This window comes from Pontibacter amylolyticus, from assembly GCF_014638845.1.
Lineage (GTDB): Bacteria > Bacteroidota > Bacteroidia > Cytophagales > Hymenobacteraceae > Pontibacter > Pontibacter amylolyticus.
The window spans coordinates 123,861-145,253 of the sequence record NZ_BMFP01000009.1 but is presented as its reverse complement, the minus strand read 5'-3'; the positions used below and the strand labels follow the sequence as shown (position 1 = coordinate 145,253).

At 49.0% G+C, this 21,393-nt stretch carries 22 protein-coding genes; 19 read left to right on the top strand and 3 right to left on the bottom strand.

What is annotated here, in order from left to right:
* Positions 1 to 3 precede the first annotated feature (3 nt).
* Together IEV97_RS19135 and IEV97_RS19130 are read left to right on the top strand one after the other, a co-directional pair.
* On the top strand, positions 4 to 453 hold the full coding sequence (locus tag IEV97_RS19135) for a YkvA family protein (protein ID WP_188503098.1): 450 nt from the start codon (positions 4 to 6) through the stop codon (positions 451 to 453).
* A gap of 172 nt (positions 454 to 625) precedes the next feature.
* Entirely contained in the window at positions 626 to 2,953 is a 2,328-nt protein-coding gene (locus tag IEV97_RS19130; RefSeq protein ID WP_188503097.1) for a S46 family peptidase, read from the top strand.
* An 81-nt stretch (positions 2,954 to 3,034) separates the two neighbouring features.
* Here IEV97_RS19130 and IEV97_RS19125 read toward each other — a convergent pair whose 3' ends face one another.
* Complete coding sequence (locus tag IEV97_RS19125; protein WP_188503096.1) at positions 3,035 to 3,415, bottom strand: hypothetical protein; 381 nt, start codon at positions 3,413 to 3,415, stop codon at positions 3,035 to 3,037.
* Positions 3,416 to 3,538: 123 nt separating this feature from the next.
* On the opposite strand from IEV97_RS19125, the gene IEV97_RS19120 reads away from it, so the two are divergent.
* From IEV97_RS19120 to IEV97_RS19045, 16 genes are all read left to right on the top strand, one after another.
* The gene (locus tag IEV97_RS19120; protein WP_229734039.1) at positions 3,539 to 4,996 is read left to right on the top strand and encodes a tyrosine-type recombinase/integrase; all 1,458 of its coding nucleotides are present in this window, start codon (positions 3,539 to 3,541) and stop codon (positions 4,994 to 4,996) included.
* A gap of 152 nt (positions 4,997 to 5,148) precedes the next feature.
* Positions 5,149 to 5,649, top strand: a complete 501-nt coding sequence (locus IEV97_RS19115) for a hypothetical protein (protein ID WP_188503095.1) — start codon at positions 5,149 to 5,151, stop codon at positions 5,647 to 5,649.
* Between the two features lie 101 nt (positions 5,650 to 5,750).
* Positions 5,751 to 6,617: a hypothetical protein gene (locus IEV97_RS19110; protein ID WP_188503094.1), complete on the top strand. Its 867-nt coding sequence runs from the start codon at positions 5,751 to 5,753 to the stop codon at positions 6,615 to 6,617.
* A gap of 90 nt (positions 6,618 to 6,707) precedes the next feature.
* Positions 6,708 to 7,133 carry a hypothetical protein gene (locus IEV97_RS19105; RefSeq protein WP_188503093.1) on the top strand — a complete coding sequence of 142 codons (426 nt, stop codon included), beginning with the start codon at positions 6,708 to 6,710 and terminating at the stop codon, positions 7,131 to 7,133.
* 97 nt (positions 7,134 to 7,230) lie between these two features.
* Complete coding sequence (locus IEV97_RS19100; RefSeq protein ID WP_188503092.1) at positions 7,231 to 7,626, top strand: hypothetical protein; 396 nt, start codon at positions 7,231 to 7,233, stop codon at positions 7,624 to 7,626.
* A 339-nt stretch (positions 7,627 to 7,965) separates the two neighbouring features.
* Positions 7,966 to 9,321 (top strand): IS110 family RNA-guided transposase, encoded by a 1,356-nt coding sequence (locus IEV97_RS19095; protein WP_188503091.1) that lies wholly within the window; start codon positions 7,966 to 7,968, stop codon positions 9,319 to 9,321.
* Between the two features lie 69 nt (positions 9,322 to 9,390).
* Positions 9,391 to 9,696 carry an SMI1/KNR4 family protein gene (locus IEV97_RS19090; RefSeq protein ID WP_188503090.1) on the top strand — a complete coding sequence of 102 codons (306 nt, stop codon included), beginning with the start codon at positions 9,391 to 9,393 and terminating at the stop codon, positions 9,694 to 9,696.
* A gap of 104 nt (positions 9,697 to 9,800) precedes the next feature.
* On the top strand, positions 9,801 to 10,538 hold the full coding sequence (locus IEV97_RS19085; RefSeq protein WP_188503089.1) for a DKNYY domain-containing protein: 738 nt from the start codon (positions 9,801 to 9,803) through the stop codon (positions 10,536 to 10,538).
* A gap of 95 nt (positions 10,539 to 10,633) precedes the next feature.
* Positions 10,634 to 11,191 carry a hypothetical protein gene (locus IEV97_RS19080; RefSeq protein WP_188503088.1) on the top strand — a complete coding sequence of 186 codons (558 nt, stop codon included), beginning with the start codon at positions 10,634 to 10,636 and terminating at the stop codon, positions 11,189 to 11,191.
* Between the two features lie 98 nt (positions 11,192 to 11,289).
* Positions 11,290 to 11,778, top strand: coding sequence for an SMI1/KNR4 family protein (locus IEV97_RS19075; protein WP_188503087.1), 489 nt, complete (start codon positions 11,290 to 11,292; stop codon positions 11,776 to 11,778).
* A 121-nt stretch (positions 11,779 to 11,899) separates the two neighbouring features.
* Positions 11,900 to 12,472, top strand: a complete 573-nt coding sequence (locus tag IEV97_RS19070) for a hypothetical protein (RefSeq protein WP_188503086.1) — start codon at positions 11,900 to 11,902, stop codon at positions 12,470 to 12,472.
* A 3-nt stretch (positions 12,473 to 12,475) separates the two neighbouring features.
* A complete protein-coding gene (locus IEV97_RS19065; protein WP_188503085.1) occupies positions 12,476 to 13,357 on the top strand; it encodes a S41 family peptidase in 882 nt (293 codons plus the stop codon).
* 184 nt (positions 13,358 to 13,541) lie between these two features.
* A complete protein-coding gene (gene gnd, locus IEV97_RS19060) occupies positions 13,542 to 15,434 on the top strand; it encodes an NADP-dependent phosphogluconate dehydrogenase (RefSeq protein WP_188503084.1) in 1,893 nt (630 codons plus the stop codon).
* A gap of 160 nt (positions 15,435 to 15,594) precedes the next feature.
* Positions 15,595 to 17,073 carry a copper-containing nitrite reductase gene (gene nirK, locus IEV97_RS19055; protein WP_229734038.1) on the top strand — a complete coding sequence of 493 codons (1,479 nt, stop codon included), beginning with the start codon at positions 15,595 to 15,597 and terminating at the stop codon, positions 17,071 to 17,073.
* A gap of 19 nt (positions 17,074 to 17,092) precedes the next feature.
* Positions 17,093 to 17,896, top strand: coding sequence for a formylglycine-generating enzyme family protein (locus IEV97_RS19050; protein ID WP_229734037.1), 804 nt, complete (start codon positions 17,093 to 17,095; stop codon positions 17,894 to 17,896).
* Between the two features lie 10 nt (positions 17,897 to 17,906).
* Positions 17,907 to 18,566, top strand: coding sequence for an SCO family protein (locus tag IEV97_RS19045; RefSeq protein WP_188503083.1), 660 nt, complete (start codon positions 17,907 to 17,909; stop codon positions 18,564 to 18,566).
* Between the two features lie 489 nt (positions 18,567 to 19,055).
* Here IEV97_RS19045 and IEV97_RS19040 read toward each other — a convergent pair whose 3' ends face one another.
* The gene (locus tag IEV97_RS19040) at positions 19,056 to 19,925 is read right to left on the bottom strand and encodes an SDR family oxidoreductase (protein ID WP_188503082.1); all 870 of its coding nucleotides are present in this window, start codon (positions 19,923 to 19,925) and stop codon (positions 19,056 to 19,058) included.
* Positions 19,926 to 20,048: 123 nt separating this feature from the next.
* Here IEV97_RS19040 and IEV97_RS19035 point away from each other — a divergent pair, with 123 nt between their 5' ends.
* On the top strand, positions 20,049 to 20,453 hold the full coding sequence (locus tag IEV97_RS19035) for a nuclease A inhibitor family protein (RefSeq protein ID WP_188503081.1): 405 nt from the start codon (positions 20,049 to 20,051) through the stop codon (positions 20,451 to 20,453).
* 66 nt (positions 20,454 to 20,519) lie between these two features.
* Here the strand turns inward: IEV97_RS19035 and IEV97_RS19030 are convergent, their stop codons facing one another.
* Positions 20,520 to 21,353, bottom strand: a complete 834-nt coding sequence (locus IEV97_RS19030; RefSeq protein WP_188503080.1) for a DNA/RNA non-specific endonuclease — start codon at positions 21,351 to 21,353, stop codon at positions 20,520 to 20,522.
* Positions 21,354 to 21,393 lie beyond the last annotated feature (40 nt).

Here is a 21,393-nt window from a genome sequence, read left to right as displayed (position 1 = left end):
AACATGATTCAGGATCTTATCAATAAAGGACTACAACTATCACAGCATACTATTTTCAAGCGTTTTCTGGGCAAGGCCGGTGTGCTGGTGTCCAAGCCAGTGAAACTGGGCATGCTGCTCACCACGGCTTATGGCAAGTTGGTGGATGTGGAGAGTAACAAGAGCGGTTTCGACCAGGTGAAGGAAGTGATGCAGACGTTTATCCGACTGGTGAAAGCCTACGTCAACGGCTCTTACCGAGAGGTATCCAACAAGTCGCTGCTTGCCGGCGTGGCGGTGCTGCTATACCTGGTGACGCCTATCGACGTGATCCCCGACTTTATACCTGTGCTCGGCTTCCTCGACGATATCAGTCTGATGGCCTGGTTCATCGACTCGTTCCAGAAAGAGATCAGTAACTTCAAAACCTGGGAAAGCAACCGGAATTTCGAGCCGACGATGGGAACGCTTTAGAGTTAGAAAATTAAAAAGTTAGAAGGTTAGAAAGTTAGAAAGTTGAGGAGGTATACCTTTCCCTATCTCCTTTTCTAACTTTTTAACTTTGTACCTTTCTCCTTTTATACCTTTCTCCCTTGTAACATTTCTTCCGTATCTTGGGAGCTCAAAACCAACTCTTATAAAAACCATGATCAGTAAGCGCATAATAGCATTTTTTGCTGCAGCCTGTCTGAGTCTGGGTATAAGCACGGCCAAGCCTGATGAAGGCATGTGGCTGCCTATGCTCCTCAAGCAGCTTAACGAAGCAGAAATGCAGAAAAAGGGCATGAAGCTCTCTGCCGAAGACATTTACAGCATCAACCAGTCCAGCCTGAAGGACGCCATCGTTTCGTTTGGCGGTTTTTGTACCGGCGAAATGATCTCTTCAGAAGGACTTCTGCTGACCAACCACCATTGCGGCTACGGCCAGATCCAGAGCCACAGCTCTGTGGAGAAAGACTACCTGACCGAAGGCTTCTGGGCCATGAACCGCGAGCAGGAGCTTCCGAACCCGGGCCTGTTCGCCACTTTTATCGTACGCATGGAGGACGTGACGCAGCAGATTCTGGCAGGTATACCGGCCAACGTAACAGAGGCTGAACGCGAGAAAATGGTGCAAGCAAACATCGCCAAGGTGCGCGAGCAGGCCATTACCGGCACGCACTACGACGCCACCATCCGCCCGTTCTTCTATGGCAACGAGTACTACATGTATGTAACGGAGACCTTCCGCGACATCCGCCTGGTGGGTGCTCCCCCCTCCTCTATCGGTAAGTTTGGTGGCGACACCGACAACTGGATGTGGCCGCGCCATACCGGCGACTTCGCCATGTTCCGCATTTATGCTGACGAGAACAACAACCCGGCGGAGTACTCTCCGAACAACAAGCCTTACAAGCCGAAGCACCACCTGCCTATTTCGCTGAGCGGAGTGCAGGAAAATGACTTCACGATGGTGTTCGGTTTCCCAGGCCGTACGAACGAGTACCTGACTTCGCACGCCATTCAGGAGATCTACGAAACCTCTAACCCGCACAAAATCAAGATCCGCGATACGAAGCTGGCTGTGCTGGATGAGGACATGAAAGCATCTGACGCGGTTCGCATTCAGTATGCGGCCAAGCATGCCAGCGTGGCCAATGCCTGGAAAAAGTGGATCGGTGAGAGCCGTGGTTTGCGTAAAGCCAATACCATCGCCCGCAAACAGGAACAAGAAAAGCTGTTCACTACCTGGGCCAATGCCGATGCCGGCCGCAAGCAAACGTATGGCAACCTGATCAATGAGTTTGCTCAGAACTACAAGCAGCTGGAGGGTGTTACCATCGCCCGCGACTACATCATGGAAGCTGCCTGGGGTGTGGAACTGGTGCGCTATGCCAATGACTTTATCAAGTTGAACGAACTGATTGAGGCCAAGGCACCACAGCAGGAGATCAATGCACAGCTCGACCGTCTGGAGAAAGGCGCGTCGGGATACTTTAAGAACTACAACGCTCCGACCGACAAAAAGGTATTCGCTGCTTTATTGAGCATGTACTACGAGAACCTGGACCCGAAACTGCATCCGTCTGCCTTTGCGATGGTGCGCCAGAAGTATAAGGGAGACTTCCGTAAATATGCTGACGAGGTATACAGCAAGACGCTCTTCACGTCTGAGGCCGGCGTGCGCAAAGCCATTGCCGATATCAGAGCGGGCAAGGCTAACCCATTGAAAAATGACCCCGGCTTCCAGCTGGCCAGCAGCATCAACAACTACTACAGCACCAACGTGCTGCCGACTTACACGAAGGTGAACGACAACCTGAACCTGCTCTACAGAACTTATGTGGCTGGTCTGCGTGAGATGCAGCCTGACCGCAAGTTCTACCCGGATGCTAACTCTACCCTGCGTGTGGCTTACGGTAAAGTGGAACCTTACCAGCCGGTAGATGGCGTGAAGTACATACACTACACAACGTTGGAAGGTGTCATGGAGAAAGCGGCCTCCGGTGTTGCCGAAGACTACGCTATACCTGCCCGCCTGAAGGAACTGTACGACAAGAAAGACTACGGCCCTTATGGCGTGAACGGTCAACTGCCGGTTGCCTTTATCGCCTCTAATCACACCACGGGCGGTAACTCCGGCTCTCCGGTGATCAACGCCAATGGCCAGTTGATCGGCACGAATTTCGACCGCAACTGGGAAGGCACCATGAGCGACCTGACCTACAACCCGGACCAGGTACGCAACATTTCAGTGGATGTGCGCTACATGCTTTTCATTGTAGACAAGTTTGCCGGAGCCGGCCACCTGGTGAAAGAAATGACGCTGGTAAACGACAACACGTCAGGATTGCCGCAGGTAGATGCCCGCCGCAAGGCTGAAACGCCGGCAGAGGCACCGCAACTCTCTAAAAGAGAGCAGCGCAAAGCAGAGAAAGCCGCCAGAAAAGCAGCCAAAAAGAAAGAAAAAGAAGCGGCTGAGGTTGTGAACTAAGCACTGTCCCTCGCCTATTTCAAAAAGCCCCGTCTGGTCATGCAGGCGGGGCTTTTTTTGGCTATACCTGAGCGAGTTGTTTTATACCTTGTTTTGCTCCATGTAAGGTTGCCAGTTCACGATCAGCACCTTCTCGTCCTCGAGCAGCAGGTAGCCATAGTCGTAGCAGAAATGGTAGGTGTTGCCCTGCCTGGTGCGATATAGATGGGTGAAGTGACGGAAGTCGAAGCCGGCCACTTGCAGTACCTCCCGCCTGATGGTGGTCTTTCCTTCGGGGCTGAAGCGCTGCAGCACGAATCGGTTGTGGCGGAGTTTGTTGTTGATCTCTTTCATCAGGCGCTCGCCCGAATTCTGTGTCTTTCGGCTGTTTTTGGCTATTGAGCGGCACTGATCGCTGCAGTATCGCTTATCTGTTCTGCCTGTCAGCTTTTCACTGCAGTTTTCACATGTTCTCTCCACCATGTTTTTGTCTTTTATTCGGGTACATCCGGTTAAACCGGGTATACCCGGATGTACCCGGACTTACCCGGGTATTTTACGGCTGTCCAGGATTTAGGTGCTTATTTGCAATTGTAAATCTTAAGCATGATGCAATTCCCGTCTAATCAGCCAGTTATTTATCTCAACAGCCTGGAGCATGAAGGTGTTAAATACATCCGCCTTTGGCACAAGCCCAACCCTTTTATCGTCAAGCGGCTAAAGGAGGCTGCCTGGATCAAGTACAGCAATACCTACAAGTGCTTTGTGATGCACCACCGGCCACAAAGCTTAGAAATGACCTTTGCACACTTTCAGGGGCTCGCGAAAGTGAGTACACAATACCTGTACCGGCCAAAAAGGCTGAAACCAAGCAAACTTGTGCCGGTACTGGCTGGCCGGCATCAGGGAGAGCCGCTTCAAAAGCTGCCTGACATGCCGGTGGTAAAGCTACAGCCGATGCTTGTGGAGGAAAACAAAACGGTGATAGGCATTACCTTCCGCCACAGCCAGCAGGTGTACGAGACCCTCAAATACAGCAGGCTGGCCGCCTGGCAGCAGGAGCAGAAGTGCTTCGCCATACCCGAGGGTGGGCAGCACATTCAGGCCCTTGCCGAGGAGCTGGAGGGCGTGGGCTGGCTGTGGCTGAGCCAGGAACTGGTGGTGCGTGACGTGGTGCTGCTGCGCAGGCTCTGGGAACAGACCTACGTGAAGGCCGCAAACTATATCACCTGCCCGATCGACTACCTCGAGAAGCTCTTCCTACTCAACTACTCCATGAATACGATCCGCACCTACCACAGCCTGCTGCTTCGTTTCCTCAACAGTCACAGAGACAGGGGGATGGAGCAGGTGAACGCTCTCACCGAGGAGGACATCAACCAATACCACCGGCAGATGGTGCAGGCCGGGGCCTACTCCTGCTCTTTCATCAACCAATCGATCAACGCCGTCAAGTTCTACTACCAGCGCGTGCTGGGCCGCCACGAGGTGCAGCTGAACAATGTAGAGCGTCCGGAGAAACCTGACAGGCTGCCCACTGTGCTCAGCAAGGAGGAGGTGAAGAAAATTCTGTCGGCCACCGACAACCTCAAGCACCGCTGCATGCTTCAGTTGCTATATGCGGGCGGGCTTCGTATCGGCGAGGTAATCAACCTGAAGCTCACCGACGTGAAGTCTGACCGCAATCTCGTGCTGATTCGGGGTGGCAAGGGTAAAAAAGACCGCACCACCGTGCTCTCACAGAAGCTGCTGGAAAGCCTAAGGCATTATTATAAGGAGTACAAACCGAAAGAATGGCTGTTTGAGGGCCAGTTTGGCGGCCAGTACACGGCAGACAGCCTGCGCAACGTGTTTCAGGCCTGCCGCAAAAAGGCCGGGGTGAAGACGAGCGCCACCCCACACACGCTCAGGCACTCCTTCGCCACGCATTTGCTGGAGCAGGGAACGGATCTTAGGTACATCCAGACCTTGCTCGGGCACAGAAGCAGCAAAACTACAGAAGTGTACACGCATGTGACCACCTACGCGCTGGATAAAATCGTGAGCCCGCTTGACAATCTATAGAAATGAACTATATTAGTGTTGCGCTATGGAAGTACGGAATAGAAAGCAAGCCCCAAAACTAAAACCTGTAGAAAAGGTGTCAGCAGTACTCCACACATAGTGCAGATAGTAGGAGTAGGTACTCCTGCTAGCAGGTAGTTAGTGCCAAGAGTATGAAAGAAAAAAGCTTTGACCAAGTACACTTTCTGTGCAGCATTATAGAGCAATGTCCAGACAATTGTGTTGCGGAGTTACAGTGCAACTGGACATCAACCACCTATAGTGACAAAGAAATAGCAGAAATAAAAAAGTATACTATTAACTCAATCCAAGACTGCAAAACGGACAGGCAGGCAGAAGTTTTCAAATCTTCCCTATTTGACAGTTATAAGTATCAGGAACCACAGTTTGGAAAATTTTCTATTTGGAACGGCGGACTTAATTTGCTGATTACGGATAAGATTAAAAATGCAATCATTGGAAATCTGAAAGAATTCTTTGACAACAGAGACGTATGTCATTGTCAAATTTACACGCTGGAGAAGCAAATTGCAGAATGCTATGACACGTTTAATCACAGCAAACTTGACAGTGAAATATTCTCGTTCACGGAAGAAGAAAAACAAAGGTTCAGTGATAACGACATTGACATCTATTTTGACAAATTTGACTAAAAACACCAAGCACTAACAAGGTTCATAATTTAGGTTCGGCTATGCCTCCCCACATTATGCACGAGACGTTGGTAGTAACTTAACTTTATTAAGAAAGAAAAATGTTTGATAATGATTTATTACAAAAATGTTTCCATGAGCCTGATTTAGATAAGGTTGAAAAGCTAATAAATTACCTTAACCACATTAGCGGGAAAGAGCTTACTAAATCAATTATCCGACAGTACCTACTAAAAATTAAATGGGAGAAGAAAGAAGTTAGACTTCTTTATAGGTGTCATTGTAAAGCGGCATCAACATATTTAAGGTATTTGATAAGGGATAGCGATGCGTTTAATAAGGATCAAGTTAAGACAACAATTGCAGATATTGCACCTTACATAAGCTTTTTAGATTCTGGTAAAACTTCAGACTTACTTTTGAGGAGTACTAATAGCATTCCTTCTTCTATCCATTATAACCATGCTAAATCATTGTTCTATCGACATGATTTACCTCAAGATTCTAAAAATAATTACGAATCTGATTTATTAGTGCTGTATGCTGTGAGATTAGCTTTAGAAAAAAGAATCCGTGGATTTCTTGGCATCGACTATGCTACTATCAAGGACAAGCCTATAGGATTATCAAAACTTATAAATATTTGTAAGAATTTAAAAGAGACAGAGTACGCCTCCACAATCAGCTGGCAAGAAATAAGCTGGTTAAATGTTTGGCTAAATCATTACATGCATAGGCACATTAGGCCATTTCCTTGGACAATTCACCAAACGTTTGAAATTCTTGATTCACTACTTAATCCTACAATGTACAAGCATGGCGATAGAGAAATTCACTCCTTTTATGCTTCAACTGTAGTATTCGATGAAGAACAGTTTTCAAAAGAAGTATTAAGCAAGTTAAAGGACTTGAATACCGATATTGAAGTTAAGTGGGCGTGGGAAAAGGAAGCTCTTATATTAAATTAAGAATAAGCGTCTACCAACACGGCACATAAGCCAAGCATTGGCTACGCCTTGCTCGCATTATGTACTAACCGTTGTGCTTAACTTAAATTGATGAAAATGCTGACTTACATTTTAATAATGATTCTCTCTGTTTCTTCCTGCTCATTTGTAGGGAATGAAAAGAATCGTTCTGAATATTCAGCCATTTATCAAAGCCAGCAAGAGCAAAAGTTTCCATGGACTGAAGATGTGACACAAGTGGCAGTTGAAGCTATCCATCGTTCAGTTAAGAACATGAAGAATCCCAAGAAAGAAAGAGAAAAGAATTTCCCAGCGGACCCATATAGATTCCCGTTCAATCAGACAGAAATAAAGGAATATGAAATTGTGGGTTACAGCAATTCTTCTGTAGAGCCAGAAATTTATAAAATTGAGTTTCGTCCTGCTGGAGAATCTCGATTGGGACCAAGAATTACAGTCGAAATGAATATTAAGACTAAAAAAGCATTAAAGGTGTACATGCAGGCGGACGCTTAAGAAGAAAAGCTTAGCACAACACAGTTTATACCCTATGCTTCGGCTACACCTTGCACAAGGTATACACGAACACGTTAGGTGGTATTAAGAAAGAAGAATGAAAAGTTTTAACCCTAAATATTACTTTGGAACATACTTATTTTATCCTTTGGTAATAGGGATGTCATTCTGGTTAAGTATAGGAGCAATAGGCAATTATCAAAAAGGTATAATTGAACTTCATACTTTGCTTTTCATTATTGTTGTTAGCTTATTTCTGCTTTCTTGGCTATACCTTTTCAATAAAAATAAATTTAGAACAATTGACTTCTATGAAAGTGAATTAGTTTTTACCAATGTTTTAGGAACAGTTAAAAAGGTTAAAAAAGAAGAAATAAAGAATATATCACCTTTGGGAATAAGGTATAAAAATCAAGTTCTGCCAATCTCCTTTTACTTCATGGATAATAGATCTGATTTATTTTTCTGTCTGGAAGAATGGAGGAATAAGTAAAAATAACACCACCTAACAAGACCTAAACTCCAGCATCGGCGGACTGCCTCCGCCGTCGTTTAGCAAAGCCGTTGACGTGCATTCCCCCCATATTAACTATTAACTTCTCCCGCTAACGTTGCTGCGTATTGCTATTGTATCCCTTGCAAGACCGGATTTCAATTGACGCTAAAAAGCTCGTGGTGCATTCTGGTTGGAATGTAGAGAGCCCTTCTCCAGCAGGAGGGCTTTGAGGTGACTTCAGTGGTGGCTCCGAGAGGAGACCCCGATCAGGATACTTTCAAGACCTAGAGTACATTCCCCTGGGATCATTTTTCTTTCACTTCATTCCTTACAGCTATGAAAAAGAGAAGCACGCCCATGGAGATCGTCAACCCCCGCGCCGCCGGTATCGACGTGGGCAGCCGCTCGCACTTTGTGGCCGTGGGCCAGGAGCCCGGTGATGTGCGGGAGTTCGGCGTCTATGAGGCTGACCTGCGGGAATTGACCCGGTGGCTGCACGAGCAACAGATCACCACCGTGGCCATGGAGAGCACGGGCACCTACTGGCAGAACCTGTTCACGACCCTGCAGCAGGCAGGCCTGGAGGTTTTGCTCTGCAACGGCAAGTTCACCAAGAACATCAGGGGCCGCAAAACGGACGTGCAGGACTGCCAGTGGATCCAGCGCCTGCACTCTTTGGGCCTGCTCTCGGGCAGCTTTCTGCCTGACCAGGCCACCGAGGAGCTCAGAACCTACTGTCGCCATCGCGCCTCGCTGCTGGAGACGGCCGCTGTCACCACGCAGAAGATGCAAAAGTACCTGCGCCTTTTGAACCTGCGCCTGGACGTGGTAGTGCGGGATGTGACAGGCCAGACGGGCATGGCCATCATCGAGGCCGTCTGCCAGGGGGAGACGGATCCCGAGCGGCTGGCATCCTTCCGCCACGGCAACTGCCGCAAGTCAAAAGAGGAGATTGCCCGTGCCCTGCACGGCAACGGCCGCCGGGACCTGCTCTTCGCTCTGTCCCAGGAACTGGATATGTACAAAACCCTGCAGCAGAAAATAGCTGCCTGCGACGCAGCCATCGAGCAGCTGCTCCGAGAACAGATAAGAGCAGATGAACAGAGGCGGGAACTGAAGGCGGAGCCCAAGCCCCACAAGCGCGTCAACAAGAACGCACCCCAGCAGATGGATCTCAACCAACTGGCCTACCAGTACTATGGCGGGGTGGACCTGCTAAAGATAGAGGGGGTGAGCCACGCGACGGTGATGGCGCTCATGAGTGAGGTGGGCTCGGAAGGAATAAGAAAGTTTCCCACGGCCAAGCAGTTTACCAACTGGCTCAAGCTCTGCCCCAACACCAAGGTGAGCGGCGGGCGGGTGCTCAGCTCCCATATTCCCAAGGGCAGCAACCGTTTGAAGATCGCCCTGAGGCAGGCGGCCAATGTGATCGGCAACCTAAAGGAGACGCACCTGTCGGACTTCTTCAAGCGCATAGCTTTCCGCAAGGGCAGGCAGGCAGCCGTGAGCGCCACGGCCCGCAAGCTGGCGGTGATCATCTGGCACATGCTCACTTACCGCATGCCCTACAACCCACCCACCCAGTACCTGTTCCTCGATGAGAAAAGAAAGCTTAAGCTCGTGCAGCGGATAAAGAAAAACATCGCTAAATTAGATCTGAAACCTGAGGAATTAGGCTTCGCAACGGCCTGAGAAATAAACGTTAGTCAGGATTCAAATGATAGATCATCCTAAAGTGTTTCAGCTCTATTTAAATTGATAATGATAAAAGAAGAAAACTTAAGACAATTGCTGAAAGAACAAAAAAGCCTTAGGGTTCGATTGCATGAGCAAGATTGGGAATTCGAGATTTGGCCATTAGATAAATTAAATGAGTGGAATAATGGCTATAATGTTCAAGAATCATTGCCTGGTTATTTAGCTTTCGGCTCAGATGGTGGATTGGAAATGCTAACTGTGGAACAGTCTACAGGAAAGGTATATTCAGTTCCTTTTATTCCGATGGATATTACTGAAGGAATTAAAGTATCAGATTCGTTAGAAGAGCTGATAGAGAAACAAAAATAACGAAACGCCAACAAGGTATATAAGTCACACCTCGGCTACGCCTCGCTCGCCTTTTATACAAGACGTTAGCTATTATTTGAATAAAAATTAGTGTACTTAAAACAATGAACTATAAGCAATATCTTCTTGGGTTATTTATTATAGTTCTCACAGGTTGTTCGGGCTATACAAAAAAGGATGGTAAGGTTTATTTGAGAAGTTCAAATGAAGCAAGGATTGGTGTAAGATATTTGGAAGTAGATAATGCTGATTACAGCTCATTCAAAGTTATTAACCACAATACAAACTTAGACCTTGCTAAAGACAAGAATCACATATTTATAGGAACCTCTATTTTAGCTGACGCTGAACCATCAACTTTTGAACACATCAAGGAATACTACTGGAAGGATAAAAATTATGTGTATCTATTACGGTTCGGAGGTACTGACAGTAAAATAAAACAAGCAGATGTAAAAACCTTTGAAGTTATAGATGACAATCTTTGGGCAAAAGACAAAGACCATGTTTATTATGGATTGCAAAAATTACATGGTGCAGACCCGAAGAAATTTAAAGCCATAGATGAAGATTGGGGCAAGGATGGTAGTTTCTTCTATTGGCATGAACTCAGAATTGACTCTCTGGATTATGCTTCCGCTAAAATACTCAGTCCATACTACATAAAAGACAAACAGCATGTATATTATAATGACAGATTAGTCGAAGGAGCTAATGCTTCAGCGTTTGTTCCTGATGGTGTCGGCTCGTTCGGGCATGATGATAAGAATATGTATGATAGAGAAAAAAATGAAGGCCCAATAACAGAACAGTACAGAAGGACCTACATTGATAAAGAATAAAAACAACAGCTAACAAAAACTAAAGCACACCAAGGCGTGCTTTAGCCCAACCGTTAGCAATCATTTGAAATAAAAGCTGCCAACAGATTTTATTAATGTTGAAAAAGACAAGAATAACTTACAATTGGAAGACTGACACAATTTATACCCTTTTTTGGTCATTTGTCTTTGTAACCTTTTTTGTGTGGGCACTACAATTAATAGACCTAATTAGAATACCTGTCAATGAATTTCTATTTGGTATTTATGGATTTGTCCTCCCAGTAATTTCATTCTTTATTGGGTTAAGGCCTGTCTTAAGCTTATTTACAGTTCCAGACACTTTATTTATAAACGAAAAGGGACAACTAATTACAAGCGATTCAGAAATTATCAAGATTGAAGACATACAGACCTTGGAGATAAACCAAGTTGGAGCAGGGTCAGGACATTTGGTTTATTATGAATTAACTCTAAATAAGGCGCCTAATGTGCTGAAGAAAAAGAAACGTAATTCTCTAATCCTGACTGAGCCATACAGCATCAAGTATATTTTTCAGACTAGGACTGATTTGATTAGTCAAATAACTGAATTAGGAGTTGAAGTAAATAAGATTAAAAATAAACCTTATAATACCAGGTATTTTTTTGGAATAAGGGACAAGTTCAAATAATAAAGTTTGCTAACACTGCACATAAGCCAAGCCCCGGCTACGCATTGCTCGCTTTATGTACAGGCCGTTAGGCAGGATTGTAATTATGGATTCTAAAGATGGGAATTGAAAAAAATGAATTCTGGGATTCCAACTACTACAACCATCCTGCCTTGACGGATGAAATGGTTGAAATGGCAGAAAAGGAATTAGGCGTGAAATTGCCATCACTATTGATTGAGTTTCTAAAAGTACAGAATGGTGGCTACACTAAAGGCTTTGCACACCCAATGAAACAAAGGACCACATGGGCGGAAAACCACGTCCCTTTGTCTGAGTTGTTCGGTATCATTACAGAAAAATCTTTTAAAACAGTACAGAATATCTTAGCCACTCATTACATGACAAAGGAATGGGGGCTACCAGAAAAGCAGGTGTTACTAACTGGGGACGGTCATTGGTGGATAACACTTGACTATAGAAACGGAAAAAGCCCGAGTGTAAGGTGGATTGATGTAGAATGTAATGAAGACATTGAAATAGCTCCTGACTTCGCAGCTTTCATCAGCGGACTTGTTCCTGATTCAGTATTTGCAGAAGAAGAATAACCTTGCCTAACCAAGTTCAGCCTTTATGCTCGGCTACGCCTTGCTCATCGGCTGCACGAGTACCGTTATATTAGAGAACCAATCCGTCTCCCCCACCTATTCTAAAAACCTACCCCCCTCTATGAAAACAACCTCTACCCTACTTTGCCTTCTTTTTGCCATCATGTCCGCCGTACCAGCCCAGGCGCAGAACTGTAACTGTGCCGGTGCATTCGATGAGGCGGTACAGGTATACGAAAATGACTATGCCTTATTTCGCATCAAAGTAACCGACCAGAACAAGGCGCAATACCTTGCAAACAAAGCCGTGTATCGCGACAAGGCCAAAGCTGTCACAGCGATCGAGGACTGCCTTCCTGTGCTGGAACAATGGCTTGGTTTTTTCAGGGATGGGCATAACAACATAAAATTCACAGGTGCCAGCGGCAGTCAGCCATTGCGCGAGCGCATCGCGGTGGATAGAGCCACTTTTATTGCCGACCTGAAGAGGGTAAAGAAAAAGAAAGCCTACCGGGGAAACGACCTGTTGGGTATCTGGAAGTATGGCGCTTACGAAGTGGGTATCATGCTTAACCCTAAGTCGAGTACATGCAAGCGGGAGTTCGTTGGAGTGGTTCTGCAAAGCAATAATGCCAGCTGGGAAACCGGAGACGTGCGTTTTGAGCTCAACCAGGTATACGGCAATGACTACTAGGCTGTGTACTACCTGGATGATAACAGCAGCCGACGTTTCAAAACAAAACTGCAGAGCCCCGAAAAGCTGGAATTCTTATCCTATAACACCTGGTACAAGGTCTGGCCCACTGCCAACACGAACAAAAAACTAGAGGACGTAGCTCGCTACAGCGACTTTCACTTCAGGGTGATAGACGGGGATTTGCCGTACATCCGCTTCCCGAACTTCTATGAGAAACGACCTGCTTTTGTAGACAGTCTGCTCAAGGCGCACCACTACGAGCTTACAAAGGCAGACTTCATCATCATCGACGTGCGCGACAATAACGGCGGAGACGATGCCGTATACCTACCCGTGATGCCCTATGTATTATCCGGTCCTATCCAGATCCCCAATATTGGCGTCTGGATGTCGGAGGGTAACTTAAAACAGTTTCTGTCTGGCAAAGATCCAGAGCAAATGGACAAATCCGAGAAAGCAGAATACGACTACCTGATGTCGTTGAAAAACACGATGTTCTGGTTCAATAAGACTGAATACGCCCGTATTTATAAACCCGATACGCTCTATGCACCGCATCAGAAAGTGGCTGTGCTGATGAATGGGAAAACGATCAGTTCGGGTGAGACCTTTGTGTACAGATCCCGACAAAGCGATAAAGTGATTCTGTATGGGCAAAACACGGCCGGTGTTGTTGATGGTTTTATGGCGCTGACCAAAAGCATCGGGTGCTTTGAGCTGTGTTACCCCTCTAACCTCCGCGCCCGCGATGTGGCTGAAAACCCGATCGACTACGGCATGGCGCCTGATGTGTACGTGAGCCCGGAGGCAGACGTACTCGAACTCAGCATCCAGCACATGCGGCAGTTGCTGAAAGCAGGTAAATCACACCCTTCTAATTAGGTATACCCGAAACAGTTTTTCTTACTGCTGAGGCAGGCATTCGTGGTTTACTAAACCACAAGCAGGCACTATCATGTGCTAACCGATCGGTTATTTGCAAACTACTCTCTTTAATTCCGTACAAAACCCAACAGTGTATGGCGGCTCCAGAAACAGCGGGGTGAGTTACTTTAATGCAGCAAATATGATCTATATCGTGATGGGCGTAACGGGGAGTGGCAAAACCACTGTCGGGCAGAGACTTGCTGAGAGACTCCGGCTCCCTTTTTATGATGCAGACGATTACCACCCCCGGCCAAGCATTGACAAGATGCGACAGGGTATCCCCCTGAACGATGCGGACCGCGCGCCCTGGCTGGCGCAACTGGCAAGCCTGATTCCCGTTTGGGAAGCGAATGGGGGTGCTGTGCTGGCCTGCTCTGCCCTGAAAGAGGAGTACCGCAAAACGCTGCAGACGGTGCCGGACATCAGCTGGATCTACTTGGATGGCTCCCGCGACACCATCCTGCAGCGCTTGCAGGCGCGGCATGCGCACTTCATGCCGCCTGCCATGCTGGAGTCCCAGTTGCAGTCGCTGGAAAAACCAGCCTACGGTATACACGTCGATGTTTCATTAAGTCCTGAGCAGATCGTGCAGGAAGTAATCTCTAAACTAGATCATATGAACCCACAGTCAGAATTTGGTGTGATTGGCCTCGGTGTGATGGGCAAAAGCCTGGCCCTGAACCTGGCTAGCCGTGGCGTGCGCGTTGCGATGTATAACCGTCACGTGCCGGGTAAAGAAGAAGGTATAGCCACACAGGTAATTGCTGAGAACCCTTCCCTGACTAATATAAAAGGCTTTGACAAGCTCGAGGAATTTGTACAGTCACTGGAGAAACCGCGCAAAGTACTGCTGATGATCTATGCGGGCGCTATCGACGCACAGCTCGACGTCCTCATTCCGCTCCTGGAGTCTGGCGATGTGGTGATAGACGGTGGTAACTCCTATTATAAAGACACAGCCAGGCGTACCGCGCTGCTCTCTGGAAAGGGGCTGCACTTTGTGGGTGCCGGCATATCCGGTGGTGAGGAAGGCGCTCGTAAGGGTCCCTCCATCATGCCCGGCGGTCCGCGCGAAGGATATGAACAGATAGCCAAGTACCTGGAACTGATCGCGGCCCGTGACAGCAAGGGCAAACCCTGCACGACTTACATTGGACCGGATGGAGCTGGACACTTCGTAAAAATGGTGCACAATGGCATAGAATATGCCGAGATGCAGGCGCTGGCGGAGGTTTATTCGCTCTTACGCTTTATGCTAGGTATAGCGCCTGCCGAAATTGCCGGCATATTCAAAGATTGGCAAAAGAACAGTTTGGGCAGTTACCTGCTGGAGATCACGATTGACATTCTGCAAAAGAAAGAAGGCGACGAGCTGCTGCTTGATAAAATACTGGACCAGGCCGAGCAGAAAGGCACCGGTGGCTGGTCAGCTGCCGTGGCATTGGAGTACGGCGTGCCCTACGACACCCTTTCAGCCGCCGTGATGGCCCGAGCCCTTTCTGCCATGAAAACAGAACGGGTAAAAGCGGCGGCACTCTACCAGAAACAATCGCCCAGCGTTACCATAAATGAAAAAAGCTTTGTTACCAGTCTGAAGCAAGCGTATCAGGCGACCCGCATCATCAATCACGAGATCGGCTTCAGCTTAATGCGTGAGGTGTCGGTTCAGTTAAACTGGGAGCTCAACTTCAGCGAGATTGCCCGCATCTGGACGAACGGCTGCATCATCCGTTCTCAGCTGATGGAAGAACTGGCAGAAATCTATAAGCATGAGCAGCGCCTGCTTATGGCCCCCCCTATCGTCGATAAAATCCGCAACGCGCGACAAGGCTTTGCCTCTGTCGTGGCGCTGGGACTGCAGTACGGTATACCGCTGCCGGTGCTCTCCTCTGCCCTGAATTACTTCATAGGGTATAGCACCGCAGATTCAGCCGCTAACCTATTACAGGCCCAGCGGGATTACTTTGGGGCGCACACCTACCAGCGCAAGGACAAAACAACAGGAGAGTATTTTCATACACAATGGAAGTAAACAAGTCGAAAAACAGCTTTTCCAATATAGTGTTCAAACATCCTTTTAAAATTATATCCAGAAGTGATATAAGTCACCTCTGGCACTGACTACCGTCATCAGAATAGAAGAGTCGCTGGTGTTCTTTTGTATCCATAAAGACACTCTAACAGCAACTCTTATGAAACGGTCACATTTACCAAAAGCAATACGGCTGGCCATGGCAGGTATTTTCTGTCTCGGCATCGCTTCATCTTGTGGCACCAAAACCACAAACGCTGAAATCCTAAGTTCCCTCAACGAAACGGCCGCTCCCGCTGAGATGCCCGTGATCGAAGCAGAGCTGACGGATGCCCCACTTGTTCCGGCTCCTATTACCCGCAAGCACCCGGCCAAAGTGGTGGTGCGCCTGGAGGTGACCGAAGTAGTGAAGAAGTTGGCTGACGGTGTGGACTATACCTTCTGGACCTTCGGTGGTTCGGTGCCCGGCAAGTTTATCCGCGTGCGCCAGAACGACGAGGTGGAGTTTCACCTCATGAACCACCCCGACAGTAAGAACCCACACAACATTGACTTGCACGCTGTGACCGGCCCGGGCGGTGGCGCTGCTGCCACCTTCACGGCTCCCGGCCAGGAAACAGTATTCAATTTCAAAGCCCTCAACCCTGGCTTGTACGTGTACCACTGCGCTACAGCACCGGTAGGTATGCACATCGCCAATGGCATGTACGGCCTGATCATGGTGGAGCCGGAAGAAGGTATGGCACCTGTTGACAAAGAATACTACGTGATGCAGGGTGACTTCTACACCAAAGGCGCTTTCGGAGCTCCTGGTCTGCAGCCTTTCGACATGGAGAAAGCCCTTGACGAAAGACCTTCTTATGTCGTGTTCAACGGCTCTGTGGGCTCTATGACGGGCGACAATGCCATCACTGCCAAGGTGGGTGACAAAATTCGTCTCTTCGTGGGCAACGGCGGTCCTAACCTGGTTTCCAGCTTCCACGTGATCGGTGAGATCTTTGACAATGTGTATGTGGAAGGCGGCTCAACCGTGAACAAAAACGTGCAGACCACGCTGGTACCAGCCGGTGGTTCCGCTATCACAGAATTTAAGGCAGATGTGCCAGGCAACTATGTGCTGGTAGACCACTCCATCTTCAGAACCTTCAACAAAGGCGCGCTGGGAATGCTGAAAGTAGAAGGACCGGACAACCTGGCTATCTTCTCTGGACAGACCGAGCAGAAGATCTACCTCCCAGAAGGCTCTACCGTGCAGGAAATGCCGAAGTCTAACACACCGAAAGCTGCCTTTGCCTCTAACAAGGACATGCGTCTGGAGTTGGGTAAAACCCTCTACGCACAGAACTGCCAGGCCTGTCACCAGGCAGAAGGCCAGGGTATCAAAGGCGCCTTCCCTCCGCTTGCCAAGTCTGACTACCTGAATGCTGATATAGACCGCTCTATCGGGGTAGTTGCCCACGGTCTGGAAGGTCAGATCAAAGTGAACGGTGAGGTATACAACAGCACCATGCCGAAGCTCAAGCTGACAGAAGAGGAGATCGCCAACGTGATGACCTATGTGGTAAACAGCTGGGGTAACAAGGGTGGTGAGATCACACCGGAGCAGGTGAAGAAAGCCAAAGCCAAGTATAAGCACTAAGCATTAACACGTATCAATCATGCGACGACTTCTGACAATCTTGCTGATGCTCGGAGCCTGTAGTATAGCACAAGCACAAAAGGGCACTCCTGCCGACATGGTACATGTCAAGGGAGGCACTTTTGTGCCGCTTTACGGCAGCAACAACCAGGCTGTGACGGTGCAGGGCTTCCAGTTGGACAAGTACCCGGTCACCAACGCCCAGTACGAGGCCTTTGTAGCCAAATACCCCAAATGGCAGAAGTCGGAAGTGAAAGCGCTTTTTGCAGACGCCGGCTACCTGAAGCACTGGGCCAGTCCGCTGGGTGTGGGTCCTGCAGCCGATAAGCTCAAAGACAGCCCCGTGATCAACGTGTCGTGGTTCGCCGCCAAGGCTTACTGCGAGTGCCAAGGCAAGCGACTGCCTACCGTAAGCGAATGGGAGTTTGCCGCACTGGCCAGCGAAACGAAAAAGGATGCTTCCAGCGAGCCCAGCTTTTACCAGCGCAGCCTCGACTGGTACAGCCAGCCAAACCCGAAGTACCTGCCCCCGGTACAGAATAGCTTTAAAAACTACTATGGGCTGTTCGGCATGATCGGGCTGGTTTGGGAATGGACCTCTGACTTCAACTCGGCCCTGATCGTGGGTGAGTCCAGACAAAACGCCAGCATGGACAGGCAATTGTTCTGCGGAGCCGGTTCTGCCGGAGCCAGTGATGTAAAAAATTATGTGGCCTTTATGCGCTACGCCTTCCGCTCGAGCCTCAAAGCCAACTACACGGTGGCGAACCTGGGCTTCCGATGCGCGCAGGACGCTCCCGCACCAACCACAGCCAAAAAATAATCTGATTGTTATGAAACGCTATACCTTATACCTGCTCACATTGATTGCCCTTGGTTTCACTGCCTGTCAGCAGGAAGTGGCCCAAGAAGAAGATAGTTGCTGCGCTAAGCCGGTAGCTGCTGGAGAACTACCGGATGGTACTTCCAGCCTGGCTATACCTACGGCAGGGCTAACCGATATGTCGCTTTACCAACTTGAGTCTGACTGGCAGAACCAAAACGCTGAGGCCTTGAAGCTGCAGGAATTCCGGGGCAAAGTGCAGCTGGTGGCCATGGTCTATACCCATTGCGGGTATGCCTGTCCGCGCATCATAGCAGACCTGAAGCGCATCGAGATGGGACTGGACCAGTACAAGCGGGAAGACATCGGGATCGTGCTCGTCACCATGGACCCAGCCCGCGACACACCGGAGCGGCTGCTGGACTTTGCCAAGTCCAACAACCTGGACCCGAAGCGCTGGACACTGCTGACCAGCGAGCAGGATAACATCCGGGAACTGGCCGCCCTGCTGAACATGAAGTACAAAGTAGAACTGGACGGCGAGATCTCCCATTCAAACATCATCACGGTGCTCAATGAAAACGGCGAGATCATCCACCAGGCCGAAGGACTGGGCGTAGAACCCGATGAAACGGTTAACGCCATCAAAGGCCTGCTACAGAAAATTTAAGGTATAGCCTTTAATGAAAAGTCCCTGGACCGCTTTCTACAGCATCGTCCAGGGATTTTTGTATTTATAGAGACAGTAGTTTGAAGTAGTCTGTTAATAGAAAAGATTTATTCTTGTGGATTCTCCCATTGAGGGGAGTTAGAGGGGTGTTAAATTTTAGCTGAAGACTTTAACAACTTGCTAAACACCCCTATAATCCCTCAAGGGGAGAATTTCCTACGCGGTTACTGACAAAGTTCTAAAGCTCTTCGGGACATCCATGTCCCGAAGCTGACTGTTGGGGATGTCCACATCCCCGTGCGCCAGTTTGCAGTTATACGGGGACAAGGATGTCCCAAGCAGACAAAGATTCGGACATGGAAGTCCGAATCAGCTGTGCAGCAGGTATATTGTGGACGACTAGGACAGGTCGCGACCTGTCCCTACAATGACTCTTATTAAGTATTTAATGATTCACTCAATAACTCATCCACTCAATCACTAAATTAATTACTCCTTCCCTCTCATCTGCTTCTCCATCGCATCCCACATTTCCTGCGGAATCTGGTCGAAGGAGTTGAACTCGCCGGCGCCGTAGAGCCACTCGCCACCGTCTATCGTCACCACTTCCCCATTTACAAAGGCGGCGTAGTCCGATACCAGGTAGGCGGCCAGGTTGGCCAGTTCCTGGTGTTCGCCGAAGCGGCCGACAGGTATACGCTTTACCGGATCTAATTTGTCCGCCAATTGTTTCGGGAACAGACGGGTCCAGGCGCCTTCAGTCGGGAAAGGTCCGGGGGCGATGGCGTTGGAGCGGATGCCGTACTTGGCCCACTCAGAAGCCAGCGAGCGTGTCATAGCCAGTACGCCGGCTTTGGCGCAGGCGGAGGGCACTACATAGCCGGAACCGGTCCAGGCATAGGTCGTCACGATATTGAGGATGGTCCCCTCCTGCTTCTGCTCGATCCAGTGTTTGCCCAGCGCGAGCGTGCAGTTGTAGCTACCCTTTAGCACAATGTCGGTGATCACGTCGAAGGCTTTGTGGCTGAGACGCTCCGTTGGGCTCACAAAGTTGCCGGCGGCGTTGTTGACCAGCACATCCACCCTGCCGAACTTGTCGAGCGTGGCCTGTAGCATGGCTTCAATTTCGTTGTACTTGCGCACGTCGCACACAACAGGCAAGACCTGCCCGCCCGTTTCCTGCATCAGCTCTTCGGCGGCCTTTTCGAGGACATCCTGCTTGCGGCTGCAGATCACGGCGTTGGCGCCGAGCTCCAGAAAATACTTTGTCATGGAGCGCCCAAGGCCGGTGCCGCCACCGGTTACCACAATGGTTTTGCCTTTCAGCGCGCCTTCTTTCAGCATAGGTTCTGCCTTCATCGTCTTATTTTGTTTGTTTTAAAAAGCTAACGTATAATTGTCAGGGCTGACTACCTAAAGATAAGAACCAAAGGCGAGAATAAGAGTAAAAGAAGCATTCTTTTGCTGAAGCAATTTAAAACTATGGATCTAAAAACAATTGAAACAGAACTGAAGAAAGCAACGGACGGACTGCTCATGATGAGCGAGACGGACGCCCCCTTTGAGTTCTACCACGCCGAAAACTTCCGGGACGAAAAGCTGGACAAAGACACCGTGCTGCGACTGGCGGCCATGCCCGCCGAATATCCTTTCGAGGAACTGGAATTGGGTTATTTTTTCCGGAACATGGCCCAAGCCAGGCCGGAAAATGGCGATGCAGGTATGCAGCAGGCGACCCGATTCCAGCACCTGGAAAAGAAGCTGCACGAGCTCTTACAGGACGTCAAGGTATACCGCGTCGGTGAAACGCAGAAACTGGTGCTAATACTGGGCCGCACACCCGATGGCGAGATTGCCGGCCTTAAAACCATGGTGGTTGAAACCTGATCAAACAAAAAATCCCCGACTGCAGCAGCCGGGGATTTTTTTATATTCTGAAGGCGAAGCTATACCTTAGGAAGTCGGTCCATTATCCTCCACTGCCTCTAGAACATTCTGAATCGCAGTTGGCACATTGGAAAGGATGTCATAGCCTGTTTTGGCCTCGATCGCATCCACCGTCGTGCGGTAAGTGCCCCAGCTGGAACTGACGTTGTTGGAGTTCGGGGTATCGATGGCTATCACGCGCGTGCCGCTTGTCACACGGCTCACGTCATTTGTGCCCACCGGTAGCACCACGATTACTTTCCAGATACGGTTCGGCACCGTTACTTTTCCGCCTGCCAGCGTCTCTTTGAAGCCCGCGCTGCCTGTCCCGCCTTTGCCATACTGCCCCATGATGATGTAGAGTTCATTGCCCTGGCTCACCAGTTTGCGGCAGTAGTTCTCCAGGTTCGCCCAAGTCTGCTGGTTGTTGTTAGGCGCCTGCGGAATCATGTTGGACATCAGGAAAGTCGCAGAGTTGTCCGTGATCGTGAGCGTACGATCCGCAGAGGGCGCATTATGACCACGATCGAAGCCGCTTCCGGTATAGTCTGAAGGAAGTACTCTGTAGAAGCTGTCCGGTAGCGTATTGTCCCCCCTGAAGTCATCCTGTCGCGGTGCACTGCCCAGCCAGGCGCTGCTCAGGTGCCAGCTCACCCAGTTCGGTGTACCCCGGTAGGAGTTGTAGGACATGGCGTACTGCTCCTTTTGGATAAAGTAATTCGCGAAGTCCGTACCTGCCTCGCTCGGATTGCCCATGGCCAGGTTGTCACCTTTGGGAATAACGTCCTCATCCTGCGAGCAAGATACAAACATCCATCCGACTAGTACGAAATAGGATATGCGTTTTAAGCTCTTTAGCATTCTATAACCTTTCATTGAGGCGGTAAAATTGCCATTCTAA

Excerpts from the sequence above, each read along its gene's own strand:
- IEV97_RS19135 (WP_188503098.1), top strand. The coding sequence starts at position 4 with ATGATTCAGGATCTTATCAATAAAGGACTACAACTATCACAGCATACT.
- IEV97_RS19130 (WP_188503097.1), top strand. The coding sequence starts at position 626 with ATGATCAGTAAGCGCATAATAGCATTTTTTGCTGCAGCCTGTCTGAGT.
- IEV97_RS19125 (WP_188503096.1), bottom strand. The coding sequence starts at position 3,415 with ATGGTGGAGAGAACATGTGAAAACTGCAGTGAAAAGCTGACAGGCAGA.
- IEV97_RS19120 (WP_229734039.1), top strand. The coding sequence starts at position 3,539 with ATGATGCAATTCCCGTCTAATCAGCCAGTTATTTATCTCAACAGCCTG.
- IEV97_RS19115 (WP_188503095.1), top strand. The coding sequence starts at position 5,149 with ATGAAAGAAAAAAGCTTTGACCAAGTACACTTTCTGTGCAGCATTATA.
- IEV97_RS19110 (WP_188503094.1), top strand. The coding sequence starts at position 5,751 with ATGTTTGATAATGATTTATTACAAAAATGTTTCCATGAGCCTGATTTA.
- IEV97_RS19105 (WP_188503093.1), top strand. The coding sequence starts at position 6,708 with ATGAAAATGCTGACTTACATTTTAATAATGATTCTCTCTGTTTCTTCC.
- IEV97_RS19100 (WP_188503092.1), top strand. The coding sequence starts at position 7,231 with ATGAAAAGTTTTAACCCTAAATATTACTTTGGAACATACTTATTTTAT.
- IEV97_RS19095 (WP_188503091.1), top strand. The coding sequence starts at position 7,966 with ATGAAAAAGAGAAGCACGCCCATGGAGATCGTCAACCCCCGCGCCGCC.
- IEV97_RS19090 (WP_188503090.1), top strand. The coding sequence starts at position 9,391 with ATGATAAAAGAAGAAAACTTAAGACAATTGCTGAAAGAACAAAAAAGC.
- IEV97_RS19085 (WP_188503089.1), top strand. The coding sequence starts at position 9,801 with ATGAACTATAAGCAATATCTTCTTGGGTTATTTATTATAGTTCTCACA.
- IEV97_RS19080 (WP_188503088.1), top strand. The coding sequence starts at position 10,634 with ATGTTGAAAAAGACAAGAATAACTTACAATTGGAAGACTGACACAATT.
- IEV97_RS19075 (WP_188503087.1), top strand. The coding sequence starts at position 11,290 with ATGGGAATTGAAAAAAATGAATTCTGGGATTCCAACTACTACAACCAT.
- IEV97_RS19070 (WP_188503086.1), top strand. The coding sequence starts at position 11,900 with ATGAAAACAACCTCTACCCTACTTTGCCTTCTTTTTGCCATCATGTCC.
- gnd (WP_188503084.1), top strand. The coding sequence starts at position 13,542 with ATGATCTATATCGTGATGGGCGTAACGGGGAGTGGCAAAACCACTGTC.
- nirK (WP_229734038.1), top strand. The coding sequence starts at position 15,595 with ATGAAACGGTCACATTTACCAAAAGCAATACGGCTGGCCATGGCAGGT.
- IEV97_RS19050 (WP_229734037.1), top strand. The coding sequence starts at position 17,093 with ATGCGACGACTTCTGACAATCTTGCTGATGCTCGGAGCCTGTAGTATA.
- IEV97_RS19045 (WP_188503083.1), top strand. The coding sequence starts at position 17,907 with ATGAAACGCTATACCTTATACCTGCTCACATTGATTGCCCTTGGTTTC.
- IEV97_RS19040 (WP_188503082.1), bottom strand. The coding sequence starts at position 19,925 with ATGAAGGCAGAACCTATGCTGAAAGAAGGCGCGCTGAAAGGCAAAACC.
- IEV97_RS19035 (WP_188503081.1), top strand. The coding sequence starts at position 20,049 with ATGGATCTAAAAACAATTGAAACAGAACTGAAGAAAGCAACGGACGGA.
- IEV97_RS19030 (WP_188503080.1), bottom strand. The coding sequence starts at position 21,353 with ATGCTAAAGAGCTTAAAACGCATATCCTATTTCGTACTAGTCGGATGG.